Origin of the sequence: Chryseobacterium sp. ZHDP1, from assembly GCF_018603435.1 — a bacterium.
Classification (GTDB): domain Bacteria; phylum Bacteroidota; class Bacteroidia; order Flavobacteriales; family Weeksellaceae; genus Chryseobacterium; species Chryseobacterium indicum.
On record NZ_CP075682.1, the window covers coordinates 3,809,846 to 3,826,971 of the forward strand.

15 protein-coding genes are annotated in these 17,126 nt (G+C 36.3%); 10 read left to right on the forward strand and 5 right to left on the reverse strand.

The features are described 5' to 3' along the window. The first annotated feature begins 99 nt into the window (after positions 1-99). Genes KKI44_RS17520 through KKI44_RS17530 form a run of 3 tightly spaced genes read left to right on the forward strand, consistent with a single transcriptional unit; the run spans position 100 to position 2,838 of the window. Positions 100-978, forward strand: a complete 879-nt coding sequence (locus KKI44_RS17520) for a DMT family transporter (RefSeq protein ID WP_214588512.1) — start codon at positions 100-102, stop codon at positions 976-978. A gap of 12 nt (positions 979-990) precedes the next feature. After that, positions 991-2,073 (forward strand): PorV/PorQ family protein, encoded by a 1,083-nt coding sequence (locus KKI44_RS17525; protein WP_076396673.1) that lies wholly within the window; start codon positions 991-993, stop codon positions 2,071-2,073. A 12-nt stretch (positions 2,074-2,085) separates the two neighbouring features. Beyond that, a complete protein-coding gene (locus KKI44_RS17530) occupies positions 2,086-2,838 on the forward strand; it encodes a hypothetical protein (RefSeq protein ID WP_214588513.1) in 753 nt (250 codons plus the stop codon). A 189-nt stretch (positions 2,839-3,027) separates the two neighbouring features. On the opposite strand, the gene uvrC is transcribed toward KKI44_RS17530, so the two are convergent. Next, positions 3,028-4,818: an excinuclease ABC subunit UvrC gene (gene uvrC / locus KKI44_RS17535; protein WP_214588514.1), complete on the reverse strand. Its 1,791-nt coding sequence runs from the start codon at positions 4,816-4,818 to the stop codon at positions 3,028-3,030. A 128-nt stretch (positions 4,819-4,946) separates the two neighbouring features. Continuing rightward, complete coding sequence (locus KKI44_RS17540) at positions 4,947-5,708, reverse strand: hypothetical protein (protein ID WP_214588515.1); 762 nt, start codon at positions 5,706-5,708, stop codon at positions 4,947-4,949. A gap of 133 nt (positions 5,709-5,841) precedes the next feature. Between KKI44_RS17540 and hutH the strand changes: the two genes are divergently transcribed. The 5 genes from hutH to KKI44_RS17565 all read left to right on the forward strand — a co-directional run bounded on the left by hutH (position 5,842) and on the right by KKI44_RS17565 (position 10,547). After that, positions 5,842-7,329 (forward strand): histidine ammonia-lyase, encoded by a 1,488-nt coding sequence (hutH, locus tag KKI44_RS17545; protein ID WP_214588516.1) that lies wholly within the window; start codon positions 5,842-5,844, stop codon positions 7,327-7,329. 14 nt (positions 7,330-7,343) lie between these two features. Then, complete coding sequence (locus tag KKI44_RS17550) at positions 7,344-7,805, forward strand: DUF2059 domain-containing protein (RefSeq protein WP_214588517.1); 462 nt, start codon at positions 7,344-7,346, stop codon at positions 7,803-7,805. 171 nt (positions 7,806-7,976) lie between these two features. Continuing rightward, positions 7,977-8,423, forward strand: a complete 447-nt coding sequence (locus KKI44_RS17555) for a GNAT family N-acetyltransferase (RefSeq protein ID WP_214588518.1) — start codon at positions 7,977-7,979, stop codon at positions 8,421-8,423. A gap of 104 nt (positions 8,424-8,527) precedes the next feature. After that, the gene (locus tag KKI44_RS17560) at positions 8,528-10,024 is read left to right on the forward strand and encodes a S8 family peptidase (RefSeq protein WP_214588519.1); all 1,497 of its coding nucleotides are present in this window, start codon (positions 8,528-8,530) and stop codon (positions 10,022-10,024) included. 256 nt (positions 10,025-10,280) lie between these two features. Continuing rightward, on the forward strand, positions 10,281-10,547 hold the full coding sequence (locus tag KKI44_RS17565) for a hypothetical protein (RefSeq protein WP_214588520.1): 267 nt from the start codon (positions 10,281-10,283) through the stop codon (positions 10,545-10,547). A 57-nt stretch (positions 10,548-10,604) separates the two neighbouring features. On the opposite strand, the gene ygiD is transcribed toward KKI44_RS17565, so the two are convergent. Together ygiD and KKI44_RS17575 are read right to left on the reverse strand one after the other, a co-directional pair. Continuing rightward, a complete protein-coding gene (ygiD, locus tag KKI44_RS17570) occupies positions 10,605-11,432 on the reverse strand; it encodes a 4,5-DOPA dioxygenase extradiol (protein WP_214588521.1) in 828 nt (275 codons plus the stop codon). Between the two features lie 77 nt (positions 11,433-11,509). Next, positions 11,510-12,022 carry a YceI family protein gene (locus tag KKI44_RS17575; protein ID WP_214588522.1) on the reverse strand — a complete coding sequence of 171 codons (513 nt, stop codon included), beginning with the start codon at positions 12,020-12,022 and terminating at the stop codon, positions 11,510-11,512. A gap of 1,121 nt (positions 12,023-13,143) precedes the next feature. On the opposite strand from KKI44_RS17575, the gene KKI44_RS17580 reads away from it, so the two are divergent. Together KKI44_RS17580 and KKI44_RS17585 are read left to right on the forward strand one after the other, a co-directional pair. Next, positions 13,144-15,285: a S9 family peptidase gene (locus tag KKI44_RS17580; RefSeq protein ID WP_214588523.1), complete on the forward strand. Its 2,142-nt coding sequence runs from the start codon at positions 13,144-13,146 to the stop codon at positions 15,283-15,285. A gap of 125 nt (positions 15,286-15,410) precedes the next feature. Beyond that, positions 15,411-16,436, forward strand: a complete 1,026-nt coding sequence (locus tag KKI44_RS17585) for an LLM class flavin-dependent oxidoreductase (protein ID WP_214588524.1) — start codon at positions 15,411-15,413, stop codon at positions 16,434-16,436. A 100-nt stretch (positions 16,437-16,536) separates the two neighbouring features. Here the strand turns inward: KKI44_RS17585 and KKI44_RS17590 are convergent, their stop codons facing one another. Continuing rightward, positions 16,537-17,037: a hypothetical protein gene (locus KKI44_RS17590; protein WP_214588525.1), complete on the reverse strand. Its 501-nt coding sequence runs from the start codon at positions 17,035-17,037 to the stop codon at positions 16,537-16,539. Positions 17,038-17,126: the final 89 nt, after the last annotated feature.

The following is a 17,126-nucleotide window of genomic DNA, read 5'->3' on the forward strand; positions in this document are numbered from 1 at the left end:
TAAATTTTATTACAAAATCAAAATGTTTTACTGGAAAATTATTACACGAAATGTAAAACCTATTTGTATTTTTGCAAAAATAGTATAAGAAGGTAGGGTATGCATAAATTGGCTCTTTTCAGATTGCATTTGATAGTGTTTTTGTGGGGATTTACGGCAATCTTGGGAAAGCTGATTCATGCAAATGCAGACATTCTGGTTTTTTACAGAATGCTGTTTGCGGCGATCTGTCTTTTTGTGTACATCCGTGTTTTTAAAAAAGACAGCATTAAAGTTTCGAAGAAAGTATTTTTCCAGCTGGCTGCAATCGGCTTTTCGATGGCACTTCACTGGTACTGCTTTTTTTACTCCATTAAAATTTCCAATGTTTCCATTGCATTAAGCTGTCTGTCTTTATCCACCTTATTTGCATCCATTCTGGAACCTTTGATTTTCAAAAGAAAGATTGATATTTCGGAAGTCGTGATGGGAGTGGTAATTGTCGCCTGTATTTTATTAATATTTAAAACAGAATTTCAGTACAAAGAAGGAATATTTTACGGAGTGTTGTGTGCCATTTTCGGAACCGTTTTTTCGGTTTTCAACGGAAAGATGTTTGGAAAAACAAGCTCAGGAAACATTATTTTTTATGAAATATTCTCAGGATGGTTTATTTTATTAATATTCTATCTCTTCTCAGGACAATTTTTTTCGATAAATGAAATAAGTTACCGCGATATTGCGTTAATAGGTGTACTGGCAAGTGTTTTCACAGCTTTTCCGATGTTGGAATCGGTGAATCTCATGAAATATATTTCGCCTTTTACATTAATTTTAACAGTTAATTTAGAACCGGTTTACGGAATTATACTAGCTTTTTTTATCTTTGGGGAATCAGAACACATGAGCCCGATTTTTTACATCGCTTCAGGAGTTATGATACTGGCAATCATTGCTAACGGATTGATAAAAGCTAAAAAACAAAAAACTTTAAATTAAGCATCAATTGATATGATGAAAAAATATTTTTTACTTGCATTCTCTCTGGTTTTCGGGATATCGCAATCCCAGATCATCAGAAAATATTCCAACGAATTTCTGAACATCGGAGCCGGAGCAAGAGGTCTTGCGATGGGAGGCGCAGTAATCTCCAATCAGGATGATGTCTATTCTCCGATGTGGAATCCCGCAGGATTAATGGGCGTGGAAAAAGACTGGCAGGGCGCAGCAATGCACGCCGAATATTTCGAATCTATCGCAAAATACGATTACCTTGCTTACGCCAAAGTTCTGGAAACGGGAGTTTTCGGAGTTTCTGTTGTAAGATTAGGAGTAGATAATATATTAAATACCACACAGTTAATCGACACCGAAGGAAATATTGATTATGATAAAATCACTAAATTCTCTCAGTCCGATTACGCCGCAATTCTTTCTTATGCATTCAACCCGGGAGGAAATCAGAAGCTTGATGTGGGGATTAACGCTAAAATCGTTTACAGAAATGTAGGGAAATTCGCCAACGGATATGGTTTCGGTTTCGATGTGGGAGCTATTTATAAAATGGACAACGGCTGGAAACTGGGAGGGATGCTGAGAGATGCAACCACTACCGTGAACTTCTGGAGCGTCAACCAGAAAGAACTTTCCACAGTGGTTAACGGAGAAGAATTCAACCCTGCGCCAAAAGATAAAATGGAACTTACGATGCCTAAATTAAATGCAGGCGTAAGCAAAATGTTTGAAATCAACAGCAGTGTTTACGTTTTGCCAGAAGCGGGAATTAACGTAGACTTCGCAAAAACTGCCGCATTGGTTTCTACCGATTTTGCCAGTTTAACGCCATATGCAGGAGCAGAATTAGGTTACCAAAAAATGATTTTCGTGAGATTGGGAGTTAACAGATTCCAGTCGATTACAGATATTGAGGATCTCAGAAGAAAAGTTTCTTTCCAGCCAAGTGCAGGAATCGGGATCAGATACCGAGGTCTTACGCTGGATTATGCAATTACCAATTCCGGAATCGGAGGATCTAATTTCTATTCCAATTTCTTTTCCCTGAAACTGGATATCGGGCAGTTCAGAAACGATTAAATTTAAAATTAAATGAAAAAAATATCGCTTATCATATTAACAGCCAGTTCGATGTTTGCTTTCGGACAAAAGGTTTCGGATTATAAATATATCTCTCTTCCTTCAAAATTTACAACATTTAAAGAAGATTTTGGTTTGGGAGAAATGCTTACAAAAACTTTAAGAAGTAAAAATTATACAGTAATTCCTTCGGATAAGTTACAATGGCCAGCTGAAGCGCAAAGTAATCCGTGCAATGTTCTGATGGCAGATATCATCAACGACAGTGGTTTTTTACGAAACAAAGTTTTGGTTCAGTTTAAAGACTGTAACGATAAGGTGGTTTCATCTGCAAAAGGAGCTTCCAACATTAAGGAATACAAAGAAGGTTATCAGGATGCACTGAAACAGACTTTTGTGTCTATTTCTCCTGCTAATCCTGTAGCGCAAACTTCTCCGGCAAAAGTTCAGGAAGCCGTAACCACAACTTCTGCACAGACTGTTGCCAATAACTCATCTTCATTTGTAGACAATACGGCGTTGAAATTCAGCAATGGAAAAACAGACCTTCAGAAGATCCAGATCGATAATTCTCAGTTTATTCTGGTGAATTCTAACAGCTCTTCGCCGTTTGCGACTTTCAAGGCTACAACGAAAAGCGATGTTTTCAGAGTAAAACTTCAAAACGGAGAATCCACTTTAGGTTATTACGAAAATGGAAATATCGTGATTGAAATGCCTGTTTCCGGCGGAGATTATAGCAAAGAAATATTTTATAAGAAGTAACAGCAATAATACATAAAATCAAAAGTCCTCATAACGAGGACTTTTTTTGTAAATTTAAATATGAAGAAGTTTTTGAGTTAAGTGATTGTTAACCTGATCTAATTTATAAAAAATATTTAAATTAACAAATATTATAAAAATTATTTTCATAAAATTATTTATTAATTATAATTTATTTTATGTTTATCTCTATTCGTTGAAAAAATCATAAATTATTTTAGCTTTGCTTTTCCCTAAAATCTCCTCCAATGTCTCAAGATTAGATTCCTTAATTCTCTTGACTGATTTTAATTTTGAAAGCAATAATTCAATTGTTTTTTCCCCAACTCCCGGAATTTCTTCCAGTTCAGATTTTATCGTAGAATTTTTTCTTCTGGTTCTGTGATGTTTCACCCCAAATCGGTGTGCTTCGTCTCTCACACGCTGCAAAATCTTCAGCGTTTCAGACTTTTTATCCAAATATAAAGGAATAGGATCTTCCGGAAAGAAAATCTCTTCCAGACGTTTTGCAATGCCTACAATGGTAATTTTTCCGTATAATCCCAAAAGTCTCAGACTTTTTACCGCAGAAGATAACTGACCTTTTCCACCGTCAATTAAAATCAATTGAGGCAGATCTTCCCCTTCATCCAGCATTCTTTTGTAGCGGCGGTAGATCACTTCCTCCATTGTAGCAAAATCGTTGGGACCTTCCACCGTTTTCGGATGAAAAATTCTGTAATCGGCTTTGCTTGGTTTTCCGTCTTTAAAAACAACACACGCAGAAACAGGATTTGTCCCCTGAATATTTGAGTTATCAAAACCTTCGATGTGTCGTGGTTCAACAGGCATTCTCAGCAATTTCTGCATTTCAGACATAATTCGGTTCGTATGCCTTTCCGGATCAACGATCTGAACCTGTTTTAATTTTTCTAAACGGTATTCTTTCGCATTCTTTTCGGAAAGCTCAACGATTCGTTTTTTATCGCCCACTTTCGGAACGATCAGTTTTACATTCGGAATTTCAATAGACAGATGAAAAGGCAGAAGCACTTCCTTTGAATGGGAATCGAATTTCTGACGGATTTCCACCAAAGCCTGCTCCATAATGTCTTCGTCGCTTTCCTCAAGGATTTTTTTGATCTCAGTAGTGTAACTCTGGATAATATTTCCGTTCCTTATTTTAAAGAAATTAACGTAAGCAGCCGTTTCGTCACTTGTCATTCCAAAAACATCCACATCATCAATACTCGGATTCACCACCGTGTTTTTAGTCTGATAATCTTCAAGCGCATCAATTCTTTCCTTGATGATCTGTGCATTTTCAAACTGAAGATTTGTTGCATATTTCATCATCTGGTTCACCAGATATTCTTTCGCTTTACGGAAATCTCCTTTAATAATTCCGCGGATGGCATCTATTTTTTCATCATAATCTTCTTTGCTTTCCAGCCCTTCGCAGGGGCCTTCACAGTTTTTGATGTGATATTCCAGACAGACCTTGTATTTTCCTTCATCAATTTTACTCGGAGCTAAATTGAGATTGCAGGTTCTTAATTTGTAAATATGCTTTATTGTATCAAGAAGAATCTTTGCAGGACGCACTTTTGCGTAAGGTCCGTAATATTCGGAACCGTCTTTAATTTTGGAACGGGTAAGAAAAATTCTCGGAAAATCTTCATTTTTAATACAGATCCACGGATACGTCTTGTCATCCTTCAGCATGACATTATAAAACGGCTGATGTTCCTTAATTAAATTATTTTCCAGTAAAAGTGCATCATATTCGCTGTTAACGATCGTTGTTTCCAGCCGCTGGATTTTTCCCACCATGATTTTGATGCGGTACCCTGAAAGATTTTTGTTGAAATACGAGAGAACCCTTTTTTTCAGATTTTTAGCCTTTCCTACATACAAAAGCTGATCATTTTTGTCATAATAACGATAAACACCGGGCTCGGAAGGTAAAGTTTTGAGTTGTAATTCTAAAGAAGGATTCATATAACAAAACTACGGAATTTAGAAGCATAAAAAAAGCCGCAGAAATACTGCAGCTTTATAATGTTTGTTAAAATTGATTGTAATTAAACAGTTTCTTTATAACGATTTATTCTTTTGTACTTAAAAATTTAGCTTTGGGTCATTTCTGTATACTGATACACTAAAAAGCTGAAATAATCCCATTCCACAGAATTCTTAGGATATTTTTTCATAAACTCAGGATTGTCGCCAAAAAGAAAATCATAATTGTCTTCGAAATCATCTTTATGAAGCCACATCACTTTGTCTCCTTTTTTTACGTAGTAGGATTTTGTAACGCCGCCTCCCAACTGCGGAGAACCCATCACCGAAAATCCGCCGGTTTCTTTTGCTCTCGGATCATGATATACGGAAATAATATCATCAAAATCCGGATTGATGACCTGCATTAAGAATTCTTTGTCTTCCTTCTTATTTTTAAGGGAAACATTCTGATTTACAAAATGAATGCGGTCTTTTGTGGTTGAGTTTTTTAATTTCTTGGTCTGATAATTTCTGATGTTTCCCATGTATTTAAAAACTTTCCCGACTTTTTCCGCCTCATTCGGATACAGATACATTTCGCTGATGTTATCGGCAACAAATACCGATGGCTTTTTAGAAATGCTGTCTTTCAGGGTAACCTCGAAAATCTGACCTTTTTTCGTATATGTTTTGCTGCAGAAACCTTTGTGTGTTGTTCCGTCCTTTAATATTACGGTAGAAGTTTTTTTTACAGAGGGAGCGTTAAAACCTTCGTTAAAAAGGTACTGTTCCATTTTTTTAATTTCTTCTTTGGAGTATTTTACTTTCTGTGCGAAAGATGCTGTGCTTACCAAAAACAGCGTAAACACTAAAGTTTTAAGTTTCATGGGGATGTTAATTTTTATATTTCTGCGGTAAAAATAGCAAATTAATTCACTTATTTTCAGAAAAATATATGCTGTTGAAATTTAGTTTTTCCAATCGTTGCCAAATGCGTAATTTTAAGACAAAATTTTGAGAATGATATACGGTGTAGATGTTTTCAGTTTCCATGATGTTTTGGAGATCTGCAAAACTCCAAATAAAGCTAAATTAAACAAAACCGCTAAAGAACAGATTTTAAAATCCCAGAAAAATGTACAGCAGATTGTAGAATCAGACCGATGCGTTTATGGAATCAATACTGGTTTCGGACCTCTTTGCGATACAAAAATATCGGCGGATGAAACTGCGCAGTTGCAATATAATTTAATTATTTCCCATGCGGTAGGTGTAGGAAAACCAATTGATAAAGAACTTTCTAAAATTATGATGATAGCGAAAGTTCATGCATTGTCAAAAGGTTTTTCCGGAGTTTCTCTGGAAGTGATCGAAAGATTGATCCTGATGCTGGAAAAAGATATTATTCCGGTAGTTCCGGAGCAGGGTTCTGTAGGAGCTTCGGGAGACTTGGCTCCTTTGGCGCATCTTGTTTTACCGCTTTTAGGGCTGGGAAAAGTTTGGGTTGGAAATGAAATTTTTGAAACAGCCGAAATTTTAGAAAAAAATAATCTCGAACCTTTGGTTTTAGGACCGAAAGAAGGATTGGGATTAATCAACGGAACGCAGTTTATTCTTGCTCATGCGATTAAAGGATTAGAAAAATTTGAATATTTGCTTGATCTTGCGGATATGACGGCGGCAATGAGTATTGAAGCATACAGAGGTTCAGCCAGTCCGTTTAAAAAAGAACTGCATGAGATCCGTCCGTTTGAAGGAAGTAAAAAAGTAGCGGCAAGAATGCTTAAATTTTTAAAAAGTTCTGAAAATCTTAAAGCACACGAATACTGCGACCGTGTTCAGGATCCGTATTCTATGAGATGTGTTCCGCAGGTTCACGGAGCAAGCAGAAATGCATTCGAACATCTGAAAATGATGGCAGAAACAGAACTGAATTCGGTAACGGATAATCCAATCGTTTTAAGCGCGGACGAATCTATTTCCGGAGGAAATTTCCACGGACAATTAATGGCTTTACCTTTGGATTATGCAACTTTAGCTGCTGCTGAACTGGGAAATATTTCAGATAGAAGAAGTTACTTGTTGCTGGAAGGAAAATACGGCTTACCAAGATTGCTAACGGAAAGTTCAGGTTTAAATTCAGGATTTATGATTCCTCAGTATACTTCTGCTGCGTTGGTTACGGAAAATAAAACATTATGTTTTCCGGCTTCTGCGGATTCTATTCCGACGAGTTTAGGACAGGAAGATCATGTTTCGATGGGAAGTATTTCCGGAAGGAAATTCAATCAGGTTCTTGGAAATTTGGTCAATATTTTAGCGGTTGAACTTATGTTTGCGGCACAAGGTTTAGAATTCCGAAGACCAGCAAAATGTTCAAAAATTATTGAAGAAAACTTCGCAATTCTCCGTTCAAAAGTAGCTAAGCTTGAAGATGACAGATTGATTGGACAAGACATGCTTGCAATCGCAGAATTGATAAATGAAAGAAAATTTATAGTTAATTAATTTTAAAAAAACAAATGAGAAAAATTATTTTATTACCAATGATTTTGTTTTGTATAAATTCTTATTCACAAACAAAGCAAGATAAGATTAAAGAACTTATTTCTTTAAATGGAACTTTTCCTATTTATAAAGAAGTCGAGAAAAATATTATTGCTGATTATAAGAAAAAATATAATCATGTTCCTGAAAGCGCTTGGAAAAGTATTGAAAGAAAAGTTAATATTGATGATCTTTTGAATAAAGTGATTAACATATATGACAGTCGATTTAGTGAAAAGGAAATTGAAGAATTACTAGCTTTTTATAAAACAGAAGTAGGTAAAAAACTCATTCAAAATTCATTTGATATGATAACTGAAATTCAAAATGAAAGTAAAAATTGGGGGATGAGCGTAATGCAAACGGTTAATGCTGACTTAGAAAGTTCAGGATATTTACAATCTCCACCACCGCCAATGCCTTCATCAGATAAGTAAATAACACAAAGACTTCCGGAAATGGAAGTCTTTTTTATTTTTAAGATTTAAAAAAAATATTTGTGTTGAATTGTGAAATATTAATGTCATTTGTGTTCAAAAAAAACATCACCACTGTAAAAGTATTAAAAATTAAAAACAAAATCTTTAATTTAGCCTAAAACCATTGCCATGACAATTAAAAGAACAGATTCTTCCAATAAAGATTTTCAAAATTTAGTAAAGCTTTTGGATGCGGATTTAGCCATTCGTAATGGGGAACATCATGGTTTTTACGATCAGTTTAACAAGATTGATATGATCAAAAACTGTATTGTCATTTATATAGATGAAATTCCTGCAGCTTGTGGAGCATTCAAAAAATTTAACGAAGAAACAGTTGAAATTAAAAGAATGTACACCAATCCTGATTTCAGAAAGAGAGGTTTAGCAACAGCCATCGTTAAAGAACTGGAAATCTGGGCAAAAGAATTTAATTATACAAAAGCAGTGCTGGAAAGCTCACGCGAGCAGAATGAGGCATTGTTCGTTTATGAAAAGAGCGGTTACACCAGAATTCCAAATTATGGACAGTACATCGGAATTGATAAAAGTGTCTGTTATGAAAAAGTTTTGTAACTTAATTTGAAATATTATTTCAAGCATAATAAATTTTTAAATTCTGTTGCTCGGTAATTCATTGTAAATTAATATCTTGGTTTTACCAATCAAATAGTATTTATATGAGAAAAAATGTTTTTTACCTTTTATTGTTGTTCTTTGTTTTTACTTCATGTAACAGAGACGACCTTCAAAACAATGTTGCCAGTACAGAAATCACTCAGAAAGATCCTTTAACGGCAAAGCAGATCAACGAAAAAATCAACGAAACCATCAAAACAAAAGGTAGATTTTCATGGAATGAATCTTCCGATCATTTTCTGTGGAGCGGGATTTTTCAGGGAAATAAAATTGCTTCCATCGGATTTGGCTCTTCTTTCGACAGAAGTCTGGATGCAGACAACAAAGCCATTGAAAACGAAATTTTAGACCTGATTAAAAAATATGAAGGAAAGACCGACAGAATTTTACTGTCTTCGGATCAATATTTAAATCAGATTGATGTTGCCATCGAGAAGCAGGAGACGGTGATTGCACTCAGAAAAATGAAAAACATCCGTTATCTGGAACCTGCAGATTACCGTTATTTTGAAAACGAAAAACAATTCGGGGCAACTGCAAAATCCAGCAGCAGCTCTTCAGGATGCGGATTTGAATCTACCGCTTTGAATGCCGTAGATTATACTACCGTTTCTCCTAATGCAAAAGCACCATGGTCATTCACGAAACACAATATCATTAATGCATGGAGTTACAGTACAGGAGCTGGAGTAACGATAGGAGTGATAGATAGCGGTGTTTCTCCGGAGCAGTCTTTGTTAGGAAGCAGCTTTAATAACGGACTTTCTACAGGAAGAACCATCAGCAAAAATGGAGTGTATGTAGATTCAGTCTGGCCGTGGAGTACAGGATACGACGGTTCTGCCGACAAATGCGGACACGGAACAAGCATGGCTTCTGCCGCCGCCGCTCCGAGAAATAATCAGGGACAGCCGGTTGGTGTGGCTTACAATGCCAATCTGGTAACGTACAGAGCAGCTTCCAATGTAGTTCTGGACGGATATCATGAGCAAAACGGAGTGAAAATTGCCTTTACAGAACTGGGAAATAATAACAGTGTAAAAATTATTTCAATGTCGATGGGACATATCTTTTCTGTCGGAAAAATTGAAGATGGGGTAAAATACGCGTATTCAAAAGGAAAATTAATTTTCTGCGCAGGTGGAACTTCTACCAGTTTTACCAATTTTGTAGGTGTAATTTTTCCTGCATGGATGCCTGAAACACAAGCGATAACAGGAGTGAAAGAAAATACTTCAAATCAGAAATGCGATGTCTGCCACTCAGGAAACGAAATTGATTTTACTTATCAGATGGAAAGAACTTCGGGAAGCAATATTCCGGTACTGAGTTACTATAACGGACAAACAGATTATGTGGGAGGATCTTCCGTAGCAACGGCTTCCACCGCAGGAATTGCGGCGTTGGTCTGGGCTAAAAATCCTTCATGGACGAGAGATCAGGTCATTAATAAAATGAGACAGTCTGCAACCTATTATCCGACTCCGAACTCAGATTACGGATACGGAAATATCAATGTGTTACAGGCAGTTCAGTAAAAATTCAAACAAAAATAGAGAAAAGGGAGTATTGTTAATTAACAATATTCCTTTTTTTATTTCTCCTGAATCATTCTATTAAGTATTTCTACTTAGTTAAAAAAATGAGTAAATCTACGCTAACATATTTATTTTAAACGTGGTAACTTTGAAGTGTGATCACAAACAAAACTTAATAATCCTGGAGACCAGAAACCATTCAAACGGGGCGAAATCCGAAAAGCCAAAAGAGTAGGAACACAAAATATAATTAATCATGGAAACAAAAGAATTAGTAGGAGGCTGGACAGCTTATCATCCTTTAACACCGGAAGATAAAAAAGTATTTAATGAAGCAATGCAAGGATTTGTAGGCGTACACTATAATCCTCAATCGGTATCTACACAATTGGTAAACGGAACAAACTACCGTTACAAATGTCTTGCTTCAATGCCGCCTTCTGAGGTAGTTTGGGAAGCTATTGTAGAAATTTATGCTCCGATTAACGGACAACCTCATGTTGTTGGTATCCAAAGATTGTAATAACAGCATTACCCTTAATAAAAAAGAAAGCGGAAGAAAAATTATCTTCCGTTTTTTTTATCCTATTCTCACGCTCGTCATACTCAGAGATCCTCCAATTAATTCATCATTAAATAAACTGAGGCTTTCAGATTTCTCCTTCAGTCCTAAAGTATAGATCAGAGGAAGATAGTGATCCGGAGAAGGAACTGCATATAGCAGCGAAGTTCCTTGTTTCTGGTAATCGATGATGTTCCGGAAATTTCCGTCCAAAAGCCAGTTGTTGGTTTTCTCTCTGGCTTCAATCGCCCAATCCCAGCCGGCTCCGACGGTATTGATGTTTCTCCAGTCGATCAGTCTCAAATTATGAACAATATTTCCGCTTCCGATAATTAAAATTCCTTTTTCGCGGAGCTTATTGAGTCTCTTAGCTAAATCAAAATGATATTGCGGAGATTTTGTATAATCAATACTCATCTGAATAACAGGAATATCTGCATTCGGATACATATGTTTAATCACCGACCATGCTCCATGATCCAGTCCCCAATTATGATCTTCTTCCACCACAACCGGAGCAAGCAATTCTACAGTTTCTTTTGCCAGTTCAGGATTTCCCGGAGCCGGATACTGTACATCAAACAAAGCCTGCGGAAAACCTCCAAAATCATGAATCGTTCTCGGTATTTCCATTGCCGTTACTTTCGTTCCCTGTGTAAACCAGTGTGCCGAAATACAGAGAATAGCGTTCGGTTTCGGAATTTCAGCCGCAGCTCTTCGAAAACCCTGTACAAACTGGTTTTCTTCAATAGCATTCATTGGCGAACCGTGTCCCAGAAAAAGAACAGGCATTTTCTCGGTATTATTAAAATTTTCGCTGATATTTTGTAAATCGTTGAGGTTCATTTCTTTTATTCTCGAAAACAGAAAAGAGCAAAGGTAATATAACTTTCCTTTGCTCTTTTACCTTGATTTTTTATGTTTTATGCTTGTTTTACAAACTGTAATTCTCCGGCGATTTTTACTTCTTCGCTTACCATTACACCTCCCGCTTCAAGCGCAGCATTCCAGTTCAGTCCGAAATCTTTTCTGTTGATTTTCCCTTCGAAAGAGAAACCAGCCTTCGTATTTCCCCACGGATCAACATTAATTCCGTTGAAATCCACATCAAGCGTTACAGGCTTTGTAATTCCGTTAATCGTTAAATTTCCTGTTACTTCATTGTTCAAAGCAGAAGATTCGAAAGTAATTGTTGGATTGGCTTCAGCGTTAAAGAATTCAGCCGATCTTAAATGGTTATCTCTGTCTGTATTGTGCGTAGAGATGGATGCTGTCTGAATAGTTGCCGTTGTTTTAGCATTCGCAAAAGTATCGTCTTCCGCATCGATTTCAGCCGTAAAATCTGTAAAGTTTCCTTTAATATTAGAGATCATCATATGTTTTACTTTAAAAGTAATTTCACTGTGAGCAGGGTCTAGGTTCCATTTTGTTGCCATTGTATTAATATTTTTTGTTGTTAATTATACTGCAAATTTAGATCAAAAGAGAAGTGCAAATCATTGACGTAGGATAAGAAATGCTTTTCGCTGTATTTTTCATAATCCTGTCATTTCAATGAACGAGAAAACCCAAAATATTTTTTAAGAAAAAACAAAACAACTTTAAATTCTCATACACTCAAAATCTTAAACACTCACACGCTCAAACCCTCCAACTCCCCAACTTAAAAACTCTCCAACTCAATCAAGGAGCTTTATCGCGCTTTCCGCACTCGCTATTTCATTAGTTTCGGCGCGGCTTTGCCGCGCCGAAACTAATGAAATGAGCTCAGACAAATGCTGCAATCACGGCTAGGATTAAAGCCGGTTATTCATTACCCGTCATTACGCACAAACTGAAGGTCAGTGAATGTAGTTCTGAAGCGGCAAAGCAATCTCAAAAAATCGTACACAAAAGTCTTTATTGGATTTATTCAAAGTATTTCAAAAGTCTAAAGTCTGCAAAGAGAAAAAATCTTTGATTTTTTTTAAACTTATGTGCTCTTTTTTCCATTTAAGTATCAAACTTAAACTCCTAAAGTGTTACAATCTTTTGCGGTAAAAAAGTTTAGACAAGTTTAGTTTATGCTGAGCTTGTCGAAATGCCGTTGCGCCCGAAAATCCGCAAAATCCTTAAAATAAAATCCCTTTGCGTATTTTGCGTTAAAATTCCAACCAATGCTTATAACGAAGCAGGTTCCAATAAAAAAAGAATTCTCAGTTTATGATTTAATAAGATTTGAAAATGCTTTTAATAGTAGTATTACAGAACAAAAGACATACTGCTCATTTGCTTAGTGAAACGCCGTTGCGAACGAAAATCCGCCAAATCATTTAAAATAATCCCTTTGCGTATTTTGCGTTAAAATCCTAACAAGTGATAAGAATGAAGCAGGCTCCAATAAAAACAGAATTCTCAGTTTATCATTTAGTAAGATTGAAATTACTTCAAATAAATTCAAAATAAAAAACCGAAAACTGCCATCAACAACCAACAAAAAACCAAACTCCCATTTTGCTTTAACACTCCTTAACCATTGATATTTATTTCTTATTTTTGAAGGATTCAATTTTATACAATGAAATTATATAAATTATCTTTATGGATGCTGGTTTTGGGAAGCAGCGCAGTGGCGCAGACCCAAAAATTTACAATGGCGGAGGCAGTAAACGGGATGAGAACCAATTTAGCCGTTAAAAATATCTCGCAGTTTTCATGGTCTGCAGATGGAAAATCTTATATTCAGGCGGTAAAGGGCGGATATTTAATCACAGATCTGAAAACCAACAAACAGGATACGCTGGTTTCTTTATCTCAACTGAATAAGAATTTAGCAGACAATAAATTCAAAGCAGTTCCACAGATTAAATTCATCAGCAATTCTCAGGGATATTTCAATTCCGGCGGAAAAATGGTATGGGTAGAAAAATCCGGCAGCGACTGGAAAACAAAAAATTCTGTTGCTTTGGACGAAAATGCTGCCAATATGAAGATTTTTGGGGATAACCAGACTTTTGCATTTACGGTAAAGAATAATTTATTTGTTAATAAAAACGGAAAAACCATTGCAGTAACCAATGATACCGATGAAAATATTCTGAATGGAGCTTCCAATGTTCACCGAAACGAATTCGGAATTGATACCGGAATTTTCCCGGCTCCAAATTCAGAGAGCGTGGCATTCTACAGAATGGATCAGAAGATGGTTGCAGATTATCCGATTATCGACTGGTCTGTAACACCTGCTGTAAATCATAACATTAAATATCCGATGGCGGGGAAAACGTCTCATCAGGTAACGCTGGGAGTTTTCAACATTAAAACTCAGAACACAACCTTCTTAAATATTGCAGGCGAAAAAGATCAGTATTTAACGACTGTTACCTGGAGTCCGGATTCAAAATATATTTTTGTAGGCGTTCTGAACAGAGGGCAGAATTACCTGAAAATGAATCAATATGATGCTTCGACAGGAAATTTAGTGAAAACTTTATTCGAAGAAACCAGTGATAAATATGTGGAACCTCAACATCCTTTAACGTTCTTCCCGAATTCCACTACAGATTTCATCTGGCAGAGCCAGAGAACAGGATACAACCATTTATTCCATTACAGTCTGGAAAAAGGACTTGTTGCACAGATTACAAAAGGAGATTGGCTGGTAACGGATATTTTAGGTTTCAATGAAAAGAAAAATGAAATCTATTTTACATCCACCAAAGAAACTCCGTTGGAAAAGCATTTGTACAGAATCAACTGGACAAATTTCAAAATGCAGAGAATGGATAACGCAGAAGGAGTTCATTCCGGAGTGTTAAGCAGTGACGGAAATTTCCTGTATGATGTCTACAGCAACGCCGATACACCAAGAGTTGCCAACATCATTAATACGAATACTTTAAAAACAAACAATCTTCTGACCGCTGAAAATACCCTGAAAAATTATCAGCGTCCGGAAATTAAAAATATCAATTTAAAAGCCGACGACGGAACAATTTTGTATGGCAAAATGATTCTTCCGACCAATTTTGATCAAAATAAAAAATATCCGGTGATCGTTTATTTATACAACGGTCCGCATTTACAATTAGTAACCAATTCTTTCCCGGCATCCGGAAATCTTTGGTACGAATACATGGCTCAAAACGGATACATCATATTCACGATGGACGGAAGAGGTTCTTCTAACCGTGGGTTGAAATTCGAGCAGGCAGTTTTCAGAAATCTGGGAACCACAGAAATGAACGACCAGATGAAAGGAGTAGAGTATTTAAAATCTCTTCCTTACGTAGATTCCGAAAGAATGGGAATTCATGGATGGAGCTTCGGAGGATTTATGACAACAAGTTTCATGCTTCGTAAGCCGGATGTTTTCAAAGTGGGCGTTGCAGGAGGACCCGTAATCGACTGGAGTATGTACGAAATTATGTATGGCGAAAGATACATGGATACTCCGCAGGAAAATCCACAAGGTTATGCAACAGCCAATCTTCTGGATAAAGTTCAGAATCTGAAAGGAAAATTATTAATGATTCACGGAGCGCAGGATGATGTTGTGGTTTGGCAGCATTCGGTTAAATTTATTAAATCTGCGGTTGATAATGGTGTTCAGTTAGATTATTTTGTATATCCGGGACATCCGCACAACGTGATCGGCAAAGACAGAGTACATCTTATGCAGAAAGTAACGGATTATTTTGACCAAAATCTGAAAAAGTAAATAGTAAAATCCAGTGTAAATATAGACTGGATTTTTTTGTTTAGAATTATTTAGAATCTATTCTTATCAAACATCAATGCATCTGATTTTCGGTTGCCGTAAATTTGTACTATAAAATCAACAATATGGAATTAGGAATAGGAATGTTTGGCGATCTTGCTTTCGACCAGACAACAGGAAAATATAAAGATGCAGGTGTAAAGATTCGTGAAATTCTGGAGCAGATAAAATTCATGGATGAGGTGGGAATTGATGTTTTTGCCATGGGAGAACATCACCGTCCCGATTATGCGGTTTCTTCTCCGGAAATCGTTCTGGCTGCAGCGGCAGGTATTACAAAAAATATAAAATTAGCGAGTGGTGTTACGGTTTTAAGTTCATCAGAACCTGTAAAAGTATATGAAGATTTCTCGACTCTGGATTTAATTTCAGACGGTCGTGCTGAAATTTTCGTTGGAAGAGGAAGTTTCATTGAATCATTTCCCTTATATGGATATTCTTTAAACGATTATGAGGAACTTTTTGATGAAAAATTAGACTTACTGCTCAAAATCAATTCTCAGGAAAATGTAACCTGGAAAGGAAAACTTCGTGCACCTATGCAGAATCAAACCGTTTATCCGAGAGCAAAAAATGACGGAAAACTGCCCATCTGGAGAGCAGTCGGCGGAACTCCGCAGTCGGTTTTAAGTGCCGCGGAATTGGGAATGCCTTTAGTGGTGGCAATTATTGGAGGAATGCCGGTACAATTCAGAAATTTAATTGAATTCTACAAACAGGAATATAAAAAAGCAGGTCATGATGTTTCCAAAATGCAGATCGCCGTTCATTCGCATACTTTTGTAAGTGATGATCCTGAAGTGATTGAAGGGTATTTCCACAATTATAAATCGCAGATGGACAGAATCGGTTCTTCCAGAGGTTGGGCTCCTTACACCAAAATGCAGTATGACGGCGGAAGAAGCAAAGAAGGAGCGTTGTTCATCGGTAATCCTAAAGAAGTGGCAGATAAAATTGCTTACCTGAAAGAAATTTTCGGCATTACAAGATTTATCGGACACATGGATGTGGGAGCTCCGGAGCATGATCTTATGATGAAATCTATCGAACTGTTTGGCAAAGAAGTAAAACCACTTGTCAAAGATCTTTAAAACAAAACCTTCGCTGAATTTCAGCGGAGGTTTCTCTTTAATAAAAATCATCTGTAAAAATGAAACAACGTCCTGTTGTTTAGAAATTAATCAATATAAATTATAAAGCTGTATAAGAAGCTATTGCAACCTGTGGATGAAAAGCAAACATAAACGTTTCAAAAGAGTCTCCTGAAGTGTTTTTGCTTAAAAGATACTTATTGTCGATAATATCAATCAGCAATAATTCAGGGGTGTAAAAAGTCAAACCTATTTTATGCTTTGAAGGATCTTCCACATTGGAACTGATAAGATCCAGTTTGAAATTTTCAATCGGGAAAAAAGTATTTCCCAAAACATCCGGAAGACTTCTGATCTCACCGTTAAGCTGGGCAACATAGTTCACCACTGCTGAACTCAGTAAAAATGGAATTCTTTCTGCATGAGGATTTTTTCTCAGCAATTCCCAGTAATTCTTTACCGGGTTTTCTTTATCATCGAAAACCTGATGTTGAATTTTATATTCAAAATACGTGTCTTCAAAGATGTATCTATCCCAGACAATTTCAGAATTCTGATCAATTACAATCCTGAATGCAAGTTTTATTTTAGCCTTCATCATTTTAAATTTTAATAAAACAGGGCAGCTTTTAATAATTCTGCCCTGATCCTAAACAAAATTGATATGAAAAATATCTAATACTCAATAAG